This window comes from Clostridium sp. K04 (assembly GCF_019734375.1).
In the GTDB taxonomy this organism is placed as follows: Bacteria; Bacillota; Clostridia; order Clostridiales; family Clostridiaceae; genus Clostridium; species Clostridium saudiense.
Genome location: NZ_JAASHD010000016.1, coordinates 56373 through 75223, shown reverse-complemented (window position 1 = coordinate 75223; position 18851 = coordinate 56373). Strand labels below are relative to the sequence as shown.

General features: G+C 27.1%; 16 protein-coding genes and 1 other annotated feature. Of the genes, 1 reads left to right on the top strand and 15 read right to left on the bottom strand.

Translation table 11 applies throughout. The annotated features are described in order from the left end of the window. Positions 1-151 precede the first annotated feature (151 nt). The 9 genes from HCG70_RS08525 to HCG70_RS08485 form a co-directional block, all read right to left on the bottom strand. Positions 152-1315: an SAM-dependent methyltransferase gene (locus tag HCG70_RS08525; protein WP_055277533.1), complete on the bottom strand. Its 1164-nt coding sequence runs from the start codon at positions 1313-1315 to the stop codon at positions 152-154. Between the two features lie 412 nt (positions 1316-1727). After that, positions 1728-2774: a calcium/proton exchanger gene (cax, locus tag HCG70_RS08520; RefSeq protein ID WP_042401340.1), complete on the bottom strand. Its 1047-nt coding sequence runs from the start codon at positions 2772-2774 to the stop codon at positions 1728-1730. Positions 2775-3008: 234 nt separating this feature from the next. Then, positions 3009-3653, bottom strand: coding sequence for a pentapeptide repeat-containing protein (locus HCG70_RS08515; RefSeq protein ID WP_042401338.1), 645 nt, complete (start codon positions 3651-3653; stop codon positions 3009-3011). Positions 3654-3788: 135 nt separating this feature from the next. After that, positions 3789-4148: a DUF1667 domain-containing protein gene (locus HCG70_RS08510; protein ID WP_042401334.1), complete on the bottom strand. Its 360-nt coding sequence runs from the start codon at positions 4146-4148 to the stop codon at positions 3789-3791. Position 4149: 1 nt separating this feature from the next. After that, the gene (locus tag HCG70_RS08505; protein WP_042401330.1) at positions 4150-5403 is read right to left on the bottom strand and encodes an NAD(P)/FAD-dependent oxidoreductase; all 1254 of its coding nucleotides are present in this window, start codon (positions 5401-5403) and stop codon (positions 4150-4152) included. A gap of 11 nt (positions 5404-5414) precedes the next feature. Beyond that, the gene (locus tag HCG70_RS08500) at positions 5415-6842 is read right to left on the bottom strand and encodes an NAD(P)/FAD-dependent oxidoreductase (RefSeq protein ID WP_042401326.1); all 1428 of its coding nucleotides are present in this window, start codon (positions 6840-6842) and stop codon (positions 5415-5417) included. Positions 6843-7050: 208 nt separating this feature from the next. Continuing rightward, a complete protein-coding gene (gene glpK / locus HCG70_RS08495; RefSeq protein WP_221697686.1) occupies positions 7051-8544 on the bottom strand; it encodes a glycerol kinase GlpK in 1494 nt (497 codons plus the stop codon). A 25-nt stretch (positions 8545-8569) separates the two neighbouring features. Next, positions 8570-9127 carry a glycerol-3-phosphate responsive antiterminator gene (locus HCG70_RS08490; RefSeq protein WP_042401321.1) on the bottom strand — a complete coding sequence of 186 codons (558 nt, stop codon included), beginning with the start codon at positions 9125-9127 and terminating at the stop codon, positions 8570-8572. A gap of 167 nt (positions 9128-9294) precedes the next feature. After that, on the bottom strand, positions 9295-9780 hold the full coding sequence (locus HCG70_RS08485) for a hypothetical protein (protein WP_042401318.1): 486 nt from the start codon (positions 9778-9780) through the stop codon (positions 9295-9297). 167 nt (positions 9781-9947) lie between these two features. Here HCG70_RS08485 and HCG70_RS08480 point away from each other — a divergent pair, with 167 nt between their 5' ends. Next, a complete protein-coding gene (locus tag HCG70_RS08480) occupies positions 9948-10832 on the top strand; it encodes a DUF2156 domain-containing protein (protein ID WP_042401317.1) in 885 nt (294 codons plus the stop codon). Positions 10833-10872: 40 nt separating this feature from the next. Here the strand turns inward: HCG70_RS08480 and pheT are convergent, their stop codons facing one another. The 6 genes from pheT to ytxC all read right to left on the bottom strand — a co-directional run bounded on the left by pheT (position 10873) and on the right by ytxC (position 18753). Then, positions 10873-13251, bottom strand: coding sequence for a phenylalanine--tRNA ligase subunit beta (gene pheT / locus HCG70_RS08475; protein ID WP_221697685.1), 2379 nt, complete (start codon positions 13249-13251; stop codon positions 10873-10875). Between the two features lie 17 nt (positions 13252-13268). Continuing rightward, complete coding sequence (gene pheS, locus HCG70_RS08470; RefSeq protein ID WP_042401310.1) at positions 13269-14288, bottom strand: phenylalanine--tRNA ligase subunit alpha; 1020 nt, start codon at positions 14286-14288, stop codon at positions 13269-13271. A 126-nt stretch (positions 14289-14414) separates the two neighbouring features. Then, positions 14415-14635 (bottom strand) — a binding site (T-box leader). A gap of 60 nt (positions 14636-14695) precedes the next feature. Further along, entirely contained in the window at positions 14696-15478 is a 783-nt protein-coding gene (locus HCG70_RS08465; protein ID WP_042401306.1) for an RNA methyltransferase, read from the bottom strand. An 11-nt stretch (positions 15479-15489) separates the two neighbouring features. Then, a complete protein-coding gene (locus HCG70_RS08460) occupies positions 15490-16161 on the bottom strand; it encodes a TrkA family potassium uptake protein (RefSeq protein ID WP_042401302.1) in 672 nt (223 codons plus the stop codon). 10 nt (positions 16162-16171) lie between these two features. Further along, positions 16172-17518 (bottom strand): TrkH family potassium uptake protein, encoded by a 1347-nt coding sequence (locus tag HCG70_RS08455; RefSeq protein ID WP_042401299.1) that lies wholly within the window; start codon positions 17516-17518, stop codon positions 16172-16174. A gap of 344 nt (positions 17519-17862) precedes the next feature. Next, a complete protein-coding gene (gene ytxC, locus HCG70_RS08450; protein ID WP_042401296.1) occupies positions 17863-18753 on the bottom strand; it encodes a putative sporulation protein YtxC in 891 nt (296 codons plus the stop codon). Positions 18754-18851: the final 98 nt, after the last annotated feature.

Here is an 18851-nt window from a genome sequence, read left to right as displayed (position 1 = left end):
TTATATAATTTTCAAAGAGCGAGCAATTCTATGAAAAATCAAGCTATTTTTTCATATCAGCTTAACAGATTCTATTTATCAATCTTACCTTAGTAATTTGAATATGAAAAAAGCAGTAAATTTATACTACATTTACTGCTTTCATAAAAAACTAAATTAAATTATCATTACTTAATAAATTATATAATGTTGGTTCAAAACTAAATGTATTCATTAAGTTTTGAACTTCAACTAATGATTTTTCTTTTTTCTCTTTAGATATATTAGCTTTAGATGCTCTTATTAATATATTTTTAGGAGAATGTGCAATATCAATAAATTCTAAAAGCTGTGTTTTATACCCGGCGCACTCTAATAAATTCGCTCTTACGCTATCTGTCATTAATGCGGCAACTCTTTCTTGAACTATTCCATATTTAGTTAATATTGAAAGTTCCTCTGCTTTCATTTGTGCATTAAACTCATGCTGACAGCATGGAACTGAAAATATCATTTTACTATTCCATTTTATTGCATTATACAACGCATAATCAGTTGCAGTATCACAAGCATGTAAAGTAATAACCATATCAACCTTATTATTATATTTAAATCCGTTAATATCTCCTAATTCAAAATGTAAGTTATCATAATTATATCTCTTAGCTATTTCATTGCATTTTTTAATTACATCTTCTTTTAAATCTAATCCAATCATCTTAACATTTATATTTTTAATTTTCACAAAATAATAATACAATACAAAAGTTAAATAAGATTTACCACATCCAAAATCTAAAATTGTTAATTCTTTATAATCATTTTTTTTAATTTCATCATCAATTATTTCAATAAATCTATTAATTTGTTTATATTTATCATACTTAGAATTAACTACTTTACCTTCTTTAGTAAATACCCCTAAATCTATAAGTGGTTCAATAATCATACCTTCTTTTAATATATAATTCTTTTCCTTGTTATGTCCTTTTGTAATAATTTTAGAATTATCATTTTTCTTTTTACCTAAAAATATCTTTCCCTTTTTAGATATCTTTAAATCGAAAGTTTCACTGCTAGACCAAGCTGTCATTTGTTTATATTTACCGTCTATTATTTCATATACTTTTTCATTTATTTCATCAATTTTTATATTTTCATGAAATACTTGTTTATCCGTAAATTTCTCTATTTGATAAAATTTATTCTTATTATTCTCTTTTAAACTTATATTAACTTTGTTATATTTTTCATCCTTTTTCACTTTATTACTTATTACTATTTTTATAACTTCTTTTTCAAATACTTCATCTAATGTTTTCTTTAATTCTTCCATTTACATCTCACCTTATTATGTATAATATATAGTTATTTTAATTCATATAATAGTATTTTACCAGTACTATTTATACTTATATAAAGAAAAATAGCCAGTATATATTTTAAATATACTAGCTATTTTTTATTTTAATAATTTTCTTTTATATTTTGAGCCTTATTACTTTTTCTATGCTTACATCCACAGTTATTTGCCTTTTTTTCTTTTTCTTGTTGACTACTACAACAGCAATCATGCTTTTCACTCATAGTTTTATCCTCCAATATAAAAATATGATTTGTAATATTAATAAATACTACAATATTATTTTCTTCACATTTAAATATATAATCCTATGAAATTTAAGTGCTCATTTCCATTTTTAGTTTAATATTTTTTTATAATTTCATTTTTAATTGCAGTATACACATTATAATATAAAGAACCCTGCTGCTATAATTAAGTATACTGCAACTAATTGAGCTCCTTCTAGCCAATTTGACTCTCCATCTCCAGCAACTTTATTAGCTATTAATACCGTTACAATTAATGCTATTAATTCAAATTGATTAAATATTATAGTCATAGGTGTAAATAATAAACTTAAAAATACAAGAATAGGAGCAACAAATAATATTATTTGCAAACTTGAACCTATTGCTATTTCTATTGCCACATCCATTTTATTTTTTAGTGCCATAGAAATTGCTGTAGTATGCTCAGCTGCATTACCTATAATTGGTATTAAAATTATTCCAACAAAAGTTTCACTTAAACCAAGCTTTGTTGTGATTCCTTCTACTCCATCTACTAAAAATTCACTTTCTATAGCAATAAATATAGTTGATACTACTAAAATTACAATTGCTTTTGTTAAAGACCATTTTGCCTTTTCATCTTCATTTTCGTATTTAACTGCATAAAGTTCTTTATGAGTAAAAAAGGAAAAAATTAAGCTAAAAATATATAATATAAACATTATAATAGAAACTGCTAAACTTAATCCTTCATACTTTGTATTTAATAAATCATTAGAAAAAGTATGTGTAAATACAGCAGGTATACATAGTCCAATAACTGCAAACAAAAGCATGCTAGAAGTAACATCAACTACATTTTTATTAAACTTTTGAGTTTTATGTTTTATTCCTCCACATAACATACTTGCTCCTAATACTAATAGGATATTTCCTATAATTGATCCAGATATTGAAGACTTCACGACTTCAAATAATCCCTGCTTTAGAGCAAAAAAAGAAATTATTAATTCTGTAGCATTACCAAAGGTAGCATTTAAAAATCCTCCTATTTTAGGGCCAGAGTAAAAAGAAATTTCCTCTGTTCCTTCTCCCATTAATCCAGCTAGAGGAATAATAGAAAGAGCTGCTAAGATAAACATCACTGCTGATGAAAAGTGCATAAACTTACCTATAATGCTAATTGGAATAAATATCAGCATAAATTTTAAAAATTTCATATATTTCACATCCACTTCATATCTATATATGTTGTATTTTCTCCATTTACTCCAATAATTATTATAAAAATAAACTATACTAAAAAAATAATCTCATAAACTCAATAATGAAGTATCTTACTTAGCTTTAATTAGTGCGTATAAAAGGAATTTTCCTAAGTTAACTTAATTAAATTAAAGCTTTAAATTTAAACTAGCTACTTTAAAGTATTTTAATATAATTCACATTAAAATCTATTTTATATTTAATCCCAATAATCTGCTTAAGTCTAAAGCTTGCATTGTTGTAACAGTTGCTCCATATACATTAGGTATATTTACATCAATTCCTGAAATCTCACATGTAGTTAAGTCCATTTTTCCTAAAAATGTATTATTAAAAAATCCATTAGTTAAATCACAGTTTTCAAATACTGTTTTATCAAATTTAACATCTTGTAATACAGCTTCTGTCATATTACTTTCTATAAAGTTGACATTATTTATTTTACTAAACGAAAAGTTAGAGTATTTTCCTAAGATATTTTCAAATAAAACATTTTTTAAATTACATTCATCAAATCTAGCTCCAACAAGCTTACAATTTATGAACTGTGTTCTATGTATACTTCCTCCAACAAATGAAACATTAGATAAGTCACAATTTTTAAATACTGTATCTATTATATCAACTCTTTCAAAACTGCAATCTATAAAAGTAATGTTATTAAAAATACAACTATCTACAGTTATTCCTACATCATTTTTACTTTCAATATCAGTATTTTCTATAAGCTTATTTTGAATTTTTTCATTATAAATAAACTCTTCTCTTAAATCTATAATTTCCTCTACTTCATCTATGAACTTTGGATTTTGTATCTTAATTAACTTTGGCATAAAATTCTCTCCTCATCTATCCAACATAATAATTATTATATATTATATTAGACATATTTAACATATAATAATTACTAACTAACTTAATAAAAATTCACAAATAAAAACTCTTATTTCTATTTGTGAATTCTACATTTAACTATTTACTTTTTCCATACTCCTTGTTGCAACTAAATCAATTCCGGTATTTAGTATATTTTTTATAATAATATCTCCACACTTAATGGGAGCCTTAACAGTAATGCTATTAATTACCTTCATAACTTCAAAGTTTAATTTCTTTGGTATTCCACTCTTAGTTTTTACTGGTAATACTGTAAAAGCTGCTCCTTTAATTTTTACTGTAGAAGTAATAACTCTGACTGGATTAATAACCTCATTTAATCCATATACTTCTCCCCTTTTGCAAGTATTTCCATTGACTTTTTTATTTTCAATATCAACACTTAAATGACATCCCATAGGACAACATATACATATTAATTCTTTATTCATTTTATTCACCATCCTCTAAAGAAACTACTAAATCTCCTTTTACTTTTTCTATAATTGATTTACTTATAATTACTTTTTCCATTTCTGAAGGTGCTAAATGTTTTCTATTAAATTGTGCAATTGCAGTTTTATCACATTTTACAACTATCTTTTTATTATGATAAATATTATCTACTCTCATTAACATTGTAAGATTATCTTCTATTGCTTGAATATTTATCTTTTGAGGAATGACATATTTTATACTTTTTCCATTTTTAACATGCAAATAATTAGAATAATCTAATTCATTTCTTAAATATTTAGCAACACTTCTTCCAGCTCTCTTAGCTTCTTCTGTAACAAAATCAACTAAATCATGTACATGAAGAACATTACCACATGCAAAAACACCCCTTATTGAAGTTTCCATACTTTCGCTTACAATTAAACCATTTGTTCTTATATCTTTATCTATGCCAGCTTTTGTAGAAAGTTCGTTTTCTGGAATTAATCCAACAGATAATAATAAAGTATCTACATCAAATTCAATTTCAGTCCCTTTTATAATTTTTCCTTTTTTATCAACTTTAGCTATTATAACTTTTTCCAATCTATCTCTTCCTATGATATCTGTTACAGTATGTGACAAATATAATGGTATATTATAATCATTTAAACATTGAACTATATTTCTATTCAATCCATTAGAATATGGCATTAATTCAATAACCCCTTTTACCTTTGCTCCTTCTAATGTCATTCTCCTTGCCATTATAAGTCCTATATCACCTGAACCTAAAATCAAAACTTCTTTACCCGGCATATATCCTTCCATGTTTATATACCTTTGAGCAGCCCCTGCTGTTAGTACTCCTGATGGTCTATCTCCTGGAATTGCAATTGCTCCTCTAGTTCTTTCTCTACATCCCATTGATAATATTATTGATTTAGCCTTAAGTATCATATATCCATCAATAGTATTTACAACATGTACATTTTTTTCATTATCTATTTCTAAAACCATAGTATCTAATTTTACTTCAATATCTGTAGCATTAATCATATCAATAAATCTTTCAGCATATTCAGGTCCTGTTAATTCTTCTTTAAATGTATGTAGCCCAAAGCCATTGTGAATACATTGATTTAAAATTCCACCTAATTCTTTATCTCTTTCTATTATTAATATTTTTTCTACTCCTTGCTTTTTAGCTTCATAAGCTGAGGCTAATCCTGCAGGTCCCCCACCTATTACAATCAAATCATAACACATTATATATCCCCCTACTTTGTTCTACCAAATAATATAGTTGAACCATCTTTTTCTAGTAATATATCTTCCATTTTTAACTTTAGCTCTTTAGCTATAATTTCTTGAACTCTTGGTCCACAAAAACCACCCTGACATCTCCCCATTCCAGGTCTACATCTTCTTTTAACCCCATCTAAAGTAATACTTCCAAATGATCTGTTAATTGCATCTACAATTTCACCTTCTGTAATACCTTCGCATCTACAAATTATTCTTCCATACCTACTATCCTTTTGAATTAATTCTTTCTTTTTATCAACTGATAATTCCATAAAATTTATTATTTCCCTATTTCTATTAAAATTATCTTTTTTATTAAGTTTCAATCCTGCATCTGCTAATATGTTAATCATATCTTCTGCAATAGCTGGTGCTGAAGTTAAACCCGGTGATTTTATACCAGCAACATCAATAAATCCTCTTACCTCTTTATCTTCGCCTATAATGAAATCATCTTTATCACTTACTGCCCTAAGTCCTGCAAAAGTTCTTATACACTTTCTAAAGTCTAACTTCGAGCATGTATGTGTTGCATTTTCCCTTATATTTTCTAATCCTTCATTTGTAGTTTTTAATGATTCCTTATCATTAATATCACTAGCATTAGGTCCAATTAACAAATTACCATGAACAGTTGGTGTTATGAGAATACCTTTTCCTAACTTTGATGGACAAGGAAATACTGTATGATTTACAAAATTACCTACGTCCTTATCCATTACATAATATTCACCTTTCCTTGGTTTAATTTTGAATTTTTCCTTACAAATCATATTATGAATTTTATCAGCATATACTCCTGCAGCATTAATAACATATTTACTTTTATATTCCTTATTATCTTTAGTTTTGATAATAAATACTCCATTCTTAGTTATTGAAACAACTTCACTGTTTAAGATAACTTCACCACCATTTTGAACAGCATTTTCCATTAATGCTATCGTATATTCAAATGGTCCTATTATTCCACCAGTTGGTGCAAACAAAGCACCTTTAACCTCACTATTAATATTGGGTTCCATTTTTAGTGTTTCTTCTTTATTTAATATTTTTAATCCCTTTACTCCATTTTTTTCTCCATTTTTGAAGAGGGTGTTTATTGTTATTAAATCATCATTATTAAAAGCTAATACTAGTGAACCATTTCTCTTAAATGGCACATGCAATTCTTTGCAAATTTTGTCAAACATTTTATTTCCTTTTACATTATACTTAGCCATTAATGTTCCTTCTTTGGGATCATACCCAGCATGAACAATTGCAGAATTTGCTTTTGATGTCCCCATTGAAACATCATTTTCTTTTTCAATTACAATGACATTCAAATTATATTTCGTTAATTCTCTAAATATAGATGCACCAATTACTCCTGCACCTATTATTGCAACATCATACATAAACTTCACCTCTTATTTTTTTACTTTGAAAAGTAATTTTTATACATTATAATATGAGTTCATTTTTATATTTCATTCTTATTACACTACTAAAAAAAGCCAAGCCAAAAACAAGGAAATTAATCCTCTGTTTTTGTGCTTGACTCTATTTCTCATACACCCATATTTAATATATATACATTATAACACAACTACCATATTTTGCAAATTACTCTTCCCAATTCATAGACCTTTTGACTGACTTTTTCCATCCACTATATAATTTTTCTTTTTTTTCTTCAGCTAATTTAGGATTATACGATTCACTAGCATACCATCCTTGTGCTATTTCCTCAGTACTTTCAAAATATCCAACTGCAAGTCCAGCTAAATAAGCTGCACCTAAAGCTGTTGTTTCTGTAATTATCGGCTTACAAACCTTAATATTTGATATATCAGACTGAAATTGCATTAAAAATTTATTTTTACTAGCACCTCCATCAACCTTTAACACATTTATTTTATATCCAGTGTCCTCTTCCATAGCATCTAATAAATCTCTAACTTGATATGCAATTGCTTCTAAAGCTGCTCTTATAATATGATTTTTATTTGCCCCTCTAGTTAATCCAAAAATAGAACCTCTTGCATACATATCCCAATACGGTGCACCTAGCCCTACAAAAGCTGGAACAATATAAACGCCACCATTATCTTTGACCTTTTGAGCAAAATACTCTGAATCCTTTGCATCTGTAATTAATTCCATTTCATCTCTTAACCATTGAATTATTGCACCACCCATAAAAACAGATCCCTCTAATGCATATTGTATCTTTCCATTTAATCCTATAGCTATTGTTGTAATTAATCCATGCTTGCTTTCTATTAATTTCTCACCTGTATTCATTAATAAGAAACAACCAGTTCCATATGTGTTTTTTGCATCACCTTTATTAAATGCTGCTTGCCCAAAAAGTGCTGCTTGCTGATCCCCAGCAATCCCAGCTATTGGAACCTGAACATTTCCTTTTCCACCTAAGTTGGCGTATCCATAAATTTCTGATGAGTTTTTAACTTCTGGCATCATAGATAATGGTATATTTAATTTATTTAAAATATTTTTATCCCACTGTAATGTCTTAATATTAAATAACATAGTTCTTGATGCATTTGTATAATCAGTTGCATGAATCTTACCATTAGTAAGCTTCCAAAGTAACCAAGAATCTACAGTACCAAAAATCAATCTCCCTGATTCAGCTTTCTTTCTTGCATATTTAACATTATCTAATATCCATTTTATTTTTGTACCTGAAAAATAGGCATCAATTAATAATCCTGTATTTTCTTTAATATATTTATCAAAACCTTCTTTTTTTAATTCTTCACATATATCAGCTGTTCTCCTACATTGCCAAACAATTGCATTATAAATTGGCTCTCCAGTTACTTTATCCCATACAATAGTTGTTTCCCTTTGATTTGTAATTCCTATAGCCGCTATTTCTTCAGGTTCTATATTAGTCTTAGCTAAAACTTCTTGAAGAACACAATATTGAGATGACCATATTTCCATAGGATTATGTTCAACCCATCCTTCTTTTGGATATATTTGATTAAATTCTTTTTGTGCAACTCCATAAATATTTTGTTCCCTATCAAATATAATTGCCCTAGAACTAGTAGTTCCTTGGTCTAATGACAATATATATTTCTTCATAATTAATCACTCCTATATTACTTAATTAAACTTTCCAAATACTATTCTTGCTACTTGATACACTTGTTGCACCTGCACTTAGTGCTGATATAACATCTTCTTTATTATCAATTAGCCCTCCAACAACAATAGGTTTATTAGTACAATTTTCTATTTTCTTTATTACCTTTGGTATAACACCTGGTAATATTTCAATAGCATCACATTCCGAAATAATATGACTTTTGCTATTATTAAGTGAAATTGTATCAAAAATAAAAAACCTTTGAATTGCAATCAAGCCATGTAGCTTTGCAGATTTAATTACATTTGCTTTTGTACTTATTATTCCATTAAAATAAGTATTATTTTTTATAAACTTAATTGAAACTTCCTTACTAGAAAGTCCTTCAACTAAATCAATATGTAAAATACCAATTTTATTTTTATCTCTAATTTTTTTACTTATTTCACTTACTGATAATATATCTCCAAATAATATAAATATTATATTTATATTTGATTCTAATGCCTCTTGAAGTGAATCAAAATCCTTAACTGCTGCTATAATAGGATTTTCATTCAATAATTCATTCATTCTCATAAATTTTTCCTTAACCTTATAATTAAATTGTTTACATGGTAATAATAACATATGTTTTACTATTCATAAAGATATTATAAACCTTATTGTTAATAAAAAAAGATTATATTTCTCATTATCATTAACATTTAGTAATTCTAATAAAAAATATAATCCTATCTTACTAATTATTTAGGTACGCTCAAATTCTTTAAATTTAAATCTAAAACATTTATTCCAAACTCTAATGATCCATTTTTAGTATTTAAAGTATTTATATCTAATTTATCAAGTTTTATTCCATAAGTATCTGTACAATAAGCTTGTACTATTTTTTCTATATCAATTGTAAGCACTTTATTTTTTAAAGTCATTCCTTCAATATCATTTATAGATTTTGTTAGTAATGCAATCGAACCTTTAACTAATGGATTACTTGATGTTTTATTAGAAATTTTAAATTCATTAATGGTAATATATATGACATTATTTTTAAAACTGCTAATACTCATAATTCCATTGAAATCAACATTTAATCCCATTAACTTATAAATTCCACTTATCTTTATTTGATCACCTAATTCTAATGATTTAACTATAGTTTTATCTTGAAGTGATATTAACTTTAATATATCATCTTTTGACAAGTTTAAAATCAAATTTTGTAACTTCATCTTCTACCTAACCCTTTATATAAATTTATTATTCATTGAATTATATTCTTATAGCCAAATTAAATTCCTAAAATTTTGTTAATCAAGTATTAACATACACATCTTTTAATTACAAAAATAAAATAATATATATACTATTTTCTTCCTTATTAAGAGGAGATGGTAAATTGGAAAACTTTAAAAGCATAAATTTAGAAGATAAAGATTTATTTGAGAAATATTTGTGCAAAATAGATAATAAATCTTATGAATATTCTTTTGTAACACTTTATTTATGGAAAGATTTTTGCAAAACACAATATTCTATCATAAATGATTGCTTAATAATAAAAAAGGAAACAGAAGATGGAACTTTTTTTATGATGCCTATTGGCTATGATAAAAATAAATTAGAAGACTTAATATTAACTTTAAAAAGCTTAAGCCCAACCGACACTATTTATCTATTTGGGGATATTGAAGATAATTTTATTAATGTCCTAAAAAAATATACAAGTTTTCCTTTCAAAACAATCCAAAACAGAGACAACTTTGAATATGTATATTCAACTGATGAATTGTTAAATTTGTCTGGGAAAAAGTATCATCAAAAGAAAAATCACTATAATTCATTTATAAAATCTTATAATTATATTATAAAATCGATAGATGATGAAAAAATCATTCAAGATTGTTTAGCTTTAATAGAAAAGTGGCATGAAAACAAATATAAGCTTTGTGAAGAATTACGTTGTGAAACAGTAGAAATAACTAATTTACTTCATAACCTAAACTATTTAAATTTAAAAAGTATTGCAGTTTATGTAAATAATAATCTTGTTGGATTTTCAATTGGTGAAATATTAAATGATACAGCCATCATCCACATTGAACGTTGTGATATAAATTATAAAGGCATATATGCATTTATAAACAGAGAATTTATAAATAAGAATTTTAAAAATACGAAATATATTAATAGGGAAGAAGATTGTGGTTGTCCTGGATTAAGAAAGTCAAAACTTTCATATTATCCTCTATATCTATTAAAAAAATCATTAATAATAATTTAAAGGAAGCTGAAAATTCAGCTTCCTTTTTATACTTTAATAATTATCTTAAAACAGCACCTAATTTATGCTCTAATGCTTTAAGAATTTTATCATGAACTTTAGCTATATCTTTATCCTCTAAAGTTTTCTTTTCATCTCTATATGCAATTGCATAAGCTATTGATTTTTTACCTTCTGGAATTTGTGCTCCCTTATAGATATCGAATAATTGAACTTTTTCTACTAAGTTTCCACCAGCTTTTCTTATAGTTTCTTCTATTTCAGCAACTAATATAGAATCATCACATAATAAAGCTATATCTCTTGTAACTGCTGGGAATTTTGGAAGTGCCTTATATGATTTATTCATATTTGAAGCTTCAAATAAAGCATCTAAATCAAGCTCTGCAACATAACAATCAACATCTATTCCATAGTTTTCAATTACATCTGGATGAACTTCTCCAAATACACCTGCTTTTTTATTTCTTACCATAAGTGCAGCTGTTTTACCTGGATGATAGCTTGGGTTTTCGCTTTCTCTAACATATTTAGCCTTAGCTATTCCTAATCTATCAACTACATTTTCAACTATTCCCTTAAGATCTAAATAATCACAATTACCATAAATACCAATAGTTAAAATATTCTTTTCAGTTGGTAATTTAGTTTCATCTTCATTTGGAATATAAGTTCTTCCAATTTCAAATAATCTTACATAGTCATTGTTTCTTGAATAGTTTCTTCCTAAAGATTCCATAATTGAAGGTAAAGTAGTTGTTCTCATAACACTATAATCTTCACCTAATGGATTCTTGATTTTAACTACATTTCTTAATTCACTATCTGCAGGTATATTTACTTTATCAAATACCTTAGGAGATACAAATGAATAACTAATAGATTGATTGATACCACTACCAACCATTATTTCAATTACCTTATCATTTAATAATTCATTTTTATGCTTTGGTTCTCTTTCAGTTGAAACTTTAAATATAGTTGTAGGAATCTTATCATATCCATAAATTCTTGCAACTTCTTCAGCAATGTCTTCTTTTATAGCAATATCTATTCTAAATGTTGGAATAGTTATTACTAAATCATCACCATTTAATTCCGTCTTTAAATCTAAAGAATCTAAAGCTTCTTTCATTTCTTCTTTAGAAATTTCTGTTCCTAGGAATTTGTTTATCCAATTAGAATCTACAGTTATAGAACCTTCTTCCTTAACATTATTATAAACGTCAATAGTTCCTTCCATAACTTCACCACAGCCTAATTCACAAATTAAGGCACATGCTCTATCTATTGCAAGTTTAGCTAAATTTGGATCTATATCTTTATCAAATCTTGAAGAACTTTCTGATCTTAAATTTAACTTTTTAGAGCTAACTCTTATGTTAGTTCCTTCAAAGTTTGCAGATTCAAATATTACTTCTGTAGTATCATCTTGAATTTCTGAATTTAATCCACCCATTATTCCAGCTACAGCCACAGACTTAGAACCATCTTTAATCATTAAGATACTTGAATCTAATTCTCTTTCTATTTCATCTAATGTTGTAAACTTTTCTCCGTCTAAAGCTCTTTCAACAACTATTGTTTTACTTTCTATTTGTCTTGCATCAAATGCATGCATTGGTTGACCTAGCTCTAACATAACAAAGTTAGTTATATCAACTATATTGTTTATAGGTCTAACACCTGCTTCTAAAAGTCTTTCTTGCATCCATCCTGGTGATGGTTCAACTTTAACATTTTTTACACCTTTAGCCATGTATCTTCTACATAATTCATCTCTAACTTCTACTTTTAGTTCATCATTAATATTAGCTGAACATTTAGCTTCATAATTAAAGTTTGGCATTTTATACGATGTTCTTAAAGTTGCAGCAGTTTCTCTTGCCATACCAATCATACTTAAGCAATCTGGTCTATTAGAAGTTATTTCAAAATCTAATATAGCCTTATTTAACCCTAAGTATTCTTTTATATCCATTCCTAATGGAGCATCAGCAGGTAAAATCATTAATCCATGAACCGGTTCATCTCCAGCTATTCCAAGTTCTTCTTCAGAACAGAACATACCGTTAGATACTACCCCTCTCATTTTACCTTTTTTAATTTCAGTTCCATCAGCTAAAATTGACTTATGTAGAGCAACTGGTACTATGTCTTGCTCCTTCATATTAGTAGCAGCTGTAACTATTTGTATTTCCTCATCTGCTCCTATATTAACTTGACAAATATTTAATCTATCAGCATCTGGGTGCTTTTCTATTTTTGTAATTTTACCTGTAACAACATTTTTTATGTTATCCCCTTGTATTATAACCTCTTCTAAAGCTGAGCCTGAAAGAGTTAATTTATCTCCTAATGTATGTGGATCTACGTTAACTTCAGCGTAGTCCTTTAACCAATTATATGGTACTTTCATATTACTTTACCTCCTAATTAAAATTGATTTAAAAATCTCATATCACTTTCGTATAATGCTCTTATATCATCAATTCCATACTTAAGCATAACCATTCTATCTACACCAAATCCAAAAGCAAATCCACTATATACTTCAGGATCAATTCCACAGTTTCTTAAAACGTTAGGGTGAACCATTCCACAACCTAAAATTTCAATCCATCCGCTTCCTTTACAAACTCTACATCCTTTTCCTTCACAAACGAAACAAGTTGCATCCATTTCAGCTGATGGTTCAGTAAATGGGAAGTGATGTGGTCTAAACTTAGTTACAACCTTATCCCCAAACATCTTTTTAGCAAATAACTCTAAAGTTCCTTTTAAATCTGCAAAAGTAACTCCCTTATCAATTACTAAACCTTCCATTTGGTAGAATATTGGTGAATGTGTAGCATCTACAGCATCTGATCTATATACCTTCCCTGGAGATATCATCTTTATAGGTGGCTCTTGATTTTCCATTGTTCTAATTTGAATTGGTGAAGTTTGAGTTCTTAAAACTATATTATCATTAATATAGAAAGTATCTTGTTCACTTCTTGCTGGATGATCCTTTGGTATGTTTAAAGCTTCAAAATTATAATGATCAAGCTCAACTTCTGGACCATCTTCTATACTGAATCCCATTGAAATAAATATTTCTTTCATTCTTTCTAATGTTAAATCAAGAGGATGTCTCTTTCCTATAACTTGCTTCTTCCCTGGAAGAGATATATCAATTACTTCACTTGCAAGTTTAGCATTTTTTTCTTTAGTTTTGATTGCAGTTCCAACCTCTTCTAATTTTGCTTCAACTTCACTTTTAGCCTCATTAACTAATTTACCAACTATTGGTCTTTCTTCTGGTGTTAATGAACCCATACCTCTTAATATTGTAGTAAGCTCACCTTTTTTACCAAGGTATTTAACTCTTATTTCTTCTAATGCTCCGCTATTTTCAGCAGCAGATATTTCATTAAAAGCAGCTTCTTTAATTGCTAATAATTTTTCTTGCATTGTTTGTTCTCCCTTCTTACTTTAATAAAATTTTAATGGGCGTATTTATTTTTAATATCTTCATTTATTTATAAAAACTTAAATACTTTTATAAATTTTCCCATAAAAAAAGGATACCCTGCCCCACAAAGGGACGGAATATCCGCGTTACCACCCTAATTGATATGAAAAATAATTTCATATCCATCTTAATTAAATAACGGCTTCAACCGCTAACTACTACTATTACTTCACAGTTAGGACTCCTGAGGGAACTTCAATAAGAGTCCATGTAAAAAGACTTGCAGTCTATGATCTTTTCTCCCTGAACACTTTCTCAAATTTACTTTCTCATTCACAGTCTTTAAATATTTATTTACAATTTATTATACAAATAACCAAGATTTTTTTCAATACCCAGTTTTAAATTAATTTTTACAAAGTTTTTGTCTTACTTTTTCGAATAAAATAATTGAAGTTGCAACTCCTACATTTAAAGATTCTGCTCCACCAGGCATTGGAATCTTAACTTTTTTATCAGCCAAGTCAAATATTTCATCACTTATCCCGTTACCTTCATTTCCAACTGATAAAATTACTTTTCCACTTAAATCTTCATCAAAAAAGTTTTTTGATTCTTCTAGTGATGTTGCCACTAAACTAAAACCTTCATCTTTAAGATTCTTTAAAAAGCTTAAATCATTATCGTAAATAATAGGTACATAAAATATCGAACCCATAGTAGATCTTATTGTCTTATCGTTATATATATCTACAGTCCCTTTTGTTAATATTATTGCATTAACTCCTGCAGCATGCGCTGTTCTAATAATAGTTCCTAAATTTCCTGGGTCTTGAACCTTATCACATAATAAATAAAAATCACCCTTTATATCTTTAATAGAATTATTTATATTTACTACTGCTATAATTCCCTGAGTATTTTCTGTAGAAACTAATTGTGTAAATAATTCATTTTTTAATTCATATATCTTAATATTATCCACATATTCTTGTAAATAATCATTTATTTTATCTTTACCATGTTCATTTACAATTAAATACTCAATACTACATTTAGCTTTAAATGCTTCTTGAACTAATCTAAATCCCTCTATTATATATTTATTTTCTTTAGTTCTATATTTCCTTTCTTTTAACTTTCTTGTATTCTTAAATAATGCATTGTCTTTACTTTCAATAACTACCAACATTACACCTCTTATTTTCTCTTTACTAACATATCTTCTAAATTGCTTAAATCATCCGCTGATCCTATTGCTACTATAATATCATCAGATGATAATACCTCTTCTGCTTTTGGTGAAATATCAATATTTTCACCTTTCTTTATAGCCATAATATTTATTCCATAGCTACTTCTAAGTTTTAACTCTTTTAAAGTTTTACCATCCCATTCATTTAGTACTCTTAATTCCATAATACTATAATCTGGAGATAATTCTATAAAATCTAAAATACTTGCTGATACTAAGTTATGAGCAACTCTTACTCCCATATCTTTTTCAGGTAATACTACTCTATCAGCTCCAATTTTATATAATACTTTTGCATGTAAGTCACTTTGACCTTTTGCAATTATATATTTTACACCCAGTTCCTTAACTAATAAAGTAATCATTACGCTAGCTTGAATATTTGATCCAATAGTTACTACAGCAACATCAAAGTTTCTTAATCCTAATGTTCTTAATGCATTTTCATCAGTTGCATCCATTTGTACTGCATGTGTAACACTATCTGATATTTCTTGTACTGAATCTTCATCCATATCAATTGCTAAAACATCATGTCCTAGTGAATATAAAGTTTTAGCAACTGATTCTCCAAATCTACCTAATCCTATAACTACAAATTGTTTAGTATTTGCCATCTTTATTCCCCTAACCTATTAAAATTTTTCCTTCTGGATATTTAATACCAGAGTTTACCTTTTTCTTTGTTATAGATAATACAACTGTTAAAGGACCCACTCTTCCTAAATACATCATCATTATTATTAGAACTCTTCCTACACTACTTAATTCTGGTGTCAAACCTAAAGTTAAACCTGCTGTTCCCATTGCTGAAACTGTTTCATAAAATAATGCTATAAAGCTTGCACCTTTTTCTGTATATGATAATAGCATAGTGACAACAATAACTAAAGTAAATGCAACAAATAATAATGTAAATGCTTTATATACTAAATCTTTACTAAATCTTCTTTGAAATACTTCAGAATCTTCTCTTCCTTTTATTACTGAAATTACAGTTACAATTAAAACTCCTATTGTAGTAGTTTTTACACCACCTGCAGTAGAACCAGGCGAACCACCAATAAACATTAAAATTATAGTTAAAAACTGTCCAGCTGTGCTCATTCCTTCTGTAGAAATACTGTTAAATCCAGCTGTTCTCGGTGTAATAGAAGCAAATAAGGAATTCATTAATTTATCAATAAATGACATATCTGCAATAGTGTTTGAATTATTATGTTCAAATAAAAACATTAATATTGCTCCACCTAAAACTAATACAGTAGTCATTAAAATAACCATTTTTGAATGAATTGAAACACGTTTTATACTTTTACAAGTATATAGCTCACTCCAAACAGTAAAACCTAATCCACCTATAATTATTAATATAGAAATAACCATCATTATTACTATATTATTATTGAAAGACATTAAGCTATTTCCTTTTCCCAAAACATCAAATCCAGCATTACAAAAAGCTGAAATCGAATGAAAAATACTATAAAAAACCCCTTTTCCTGGGCCAAATTGAGGTACAAATTGAGTTGATAATAATAATGCACCAAAGAATTGTACTGAAATAGTAAATACTAAAACATATCTAACCATTTTTACTAGTCCTTGAATATTAAAGGTATTCATAGCATCTTGTAGAATTAGCCTTTCTCTCAAAGTAATTTTTTTCCCTAAAAGAATTGCAATTAAAGTAGTAAAAGACATGAATCCAAGTCCACCAATCTCTATAAGAATCATAATTACCGTTTGTCCAAACATACTCCAATAGCTTCCTGTATCCACTACAACTAATCCAGTAACACATACTGCTGATGTTGAAGTGAATAATGCATCTAAAAAATCTGTACTTTCTCCGCTAACACTAGAAATGGGAAGAGTAAGTAAAATTGCTCCCACTAAAATTACTATTATAAAGCCTAAAGCTAATATTTGCACTCCTTTTAATTTTATATTACTTTTAAAATTCCATTTCATTACTTCACCTCCTAATGATAAGAATCATAATATTATTTTGTTCTATTTTTTTCTTTTTATTATTTAAAAGTTCACCATGTATTTTACCATCTTTAATTAACTTTTCATAGTAATTCCACGGTAAATTTTATAGTATTTAAGATTTTCTCAATAATCTGCTTATAGTATTTATAAAATATTTAGTTATTACTTAAATTATCTTATGTTAAATAAATAATAAATTTAAATAACATTAAATTTATTAAGCTATATATTTTCTTTTTTATTAAATTTATTTTTAAATGATAAAAGGGTTGTTTATAAAATAATACAACCCTAAATTTTCAATTTTATACTTTTTACTTTTATACTTTTAATTTTGATGTTTTACAATTTGTACATCCTGTACAATAAAAAACTCTATCACCGAATACATTTACTATTGTTTCTATAAATTCTGCATTTAAGCAATTTTCTTTATGATGTATAATTACTTGCTTTGGTGCATTAGTTATTAAACCACTAATAATAATATCTTCTATTTTAGCTTCAGTATCAATTTTGCACTCTGATAATTCTTTCATAAATTCATTAAAAATGTCATTACCATATCCATCTTTTAATTCATATCCTCCACCTTCGTGGATATAAATGTTGATTTTTTCTATTTTACTTTCCTGTATATCGACAAAGTATTTTAATAATTTTACAAACTCTTTATATTCCTTTTCTACCATGTACTCCTCAACTACTTTGTCTATAATTTCTTCTATATCCTCTCTCAATTCTTTCATTCTAAATGTAATAAATCCTTTAATGTTAATTTCTTCATTTTCTTCAAGACAAGTTTTAATCTTTTCAATTATTGAATTTATTTTGCTAATACAGAAAATCATTTTTTCATCTTTTAAATTTTCTTCGCTTCTCAAAACCTTCATAATCATTTCTTCAACTTCTAATATTTCTTCTTGCTTTAAGAAGAAATAGGTTTCTGTCAAAAAATTAAAAAGTTCTTTTTCTCTATATTTTTCAATTACTATATTATATAAAATATTACTTATATATAAATATATCATTCTTTTTATTTTCTCATTATAACACTCTTCATTGCACATAACTTTTATCAAATGCGAACTTCCCTCTCCACTTTCCACAAGACCTATAGTTATATTTTTCTTTTTTAGTATTTCTCTTAACTCTTGTAATTCGTGGACTAAATCTATTTCATCATTATGCACTATCTTCATCACAAGCATGGATTTCACTCCTTTCTTAATATTAGTATGTATTAAATTTTTTTCTATATACTAAGTTGAGTGTACACTTATTATAAAATATTGATTTTTTTATGAAT

Coding starts and splice junctions, on each gene's coding strand:
- HCG70_RS08525 (WP_055277533.1), bottom strand. CDS start 1,315: ATGGAAGAATTAAAGAAAACATTAGATGAAGTATTTGAAAAAGAAGTT.
- cax (WP_042401340.1), bottom strand. CDS start 2,774: ATGAAATTTTTAAAATTTATGCTGATATTTATTCCAATTAGCATTATA.
- HCG70_RS08515 (WP_042401338.1), bottom strand. CDS start 3,653: ATGCCAAAGTTAATTAAGATACAAAATCCAAAGTTCATAGATGAAGTA.
- HCG70_RS08510 (WP_042401334.1), bottom strand. CDS start 4,148: ATGAATAAAGAATTAATATGTATATGTTGTCCTATGGGATGTCATTTA.
- HCG70_RS08505 (WP_042401330.1), bottom strand. CDS start 5,403: ATGTGTTATGATTTGATTGTAATAGGTGGGGGACCTGCAGGATTAGCC.
- HCG70_RS08500 (WP_042401326.1), bottom strand. CDS start 6,842: ATGTATGATGTTGCAATAATAGGTGCAGGAGTAATTGGTGCATCTATA.
- glpK (WP_221697686.1), bottom strand. CDS start 8,544: ATGAAGAAATATATATTGTCATTAGACCAAGGAACTACTAGTTCTAGG.
- HCG70_RS08490 (WP_042401321.1), bottom strand. CDS start 9,127: ATGAGAATGAATGAATTATTGAATGAAAATCCTATTATAGCAGCAGTT.
- HCG70_RS08485 (WP_042401318.1), bottom strand. CDS start 9,780: ATGAAGTTACAAAATTTGATTTTAAACTTGTCAAAAGATGATATATTA.
- pheT (WP_221697685.1), bottom strand. CDS start 13,251: ATGAAAGTACCATATAATTGGTTAAAGGACTACGCTGAAGTTAACGTA.
- pheS (WP_042401310.1), bottom strand. CDS start 14,288: ATGCAAGAAAAATTATTAGCAATTAAAGAAGCTGCTTTTAATGAAATA.
- HCG70_RS08460 (WP_042401302.1), bottom strand. CDS start 16,161: ATGGCAAATACTAAACAATTTGTAGTTATAGGATTAGGTAGATTTGGA.
- HCG70_RS08455 (WP_042401299.1), bottom strand. CDS start 17,518: ATGAAATGGAATTTTAAAAGTAATATAAAATTAAAAGGAGTGCAAATA.
- ytxC (WP_042401296.1), bottom strand. CDS start 18,753: ATGCTTGTGATGAAGATAGTGCATAATGATGAAATAGATTTAGTCCAC.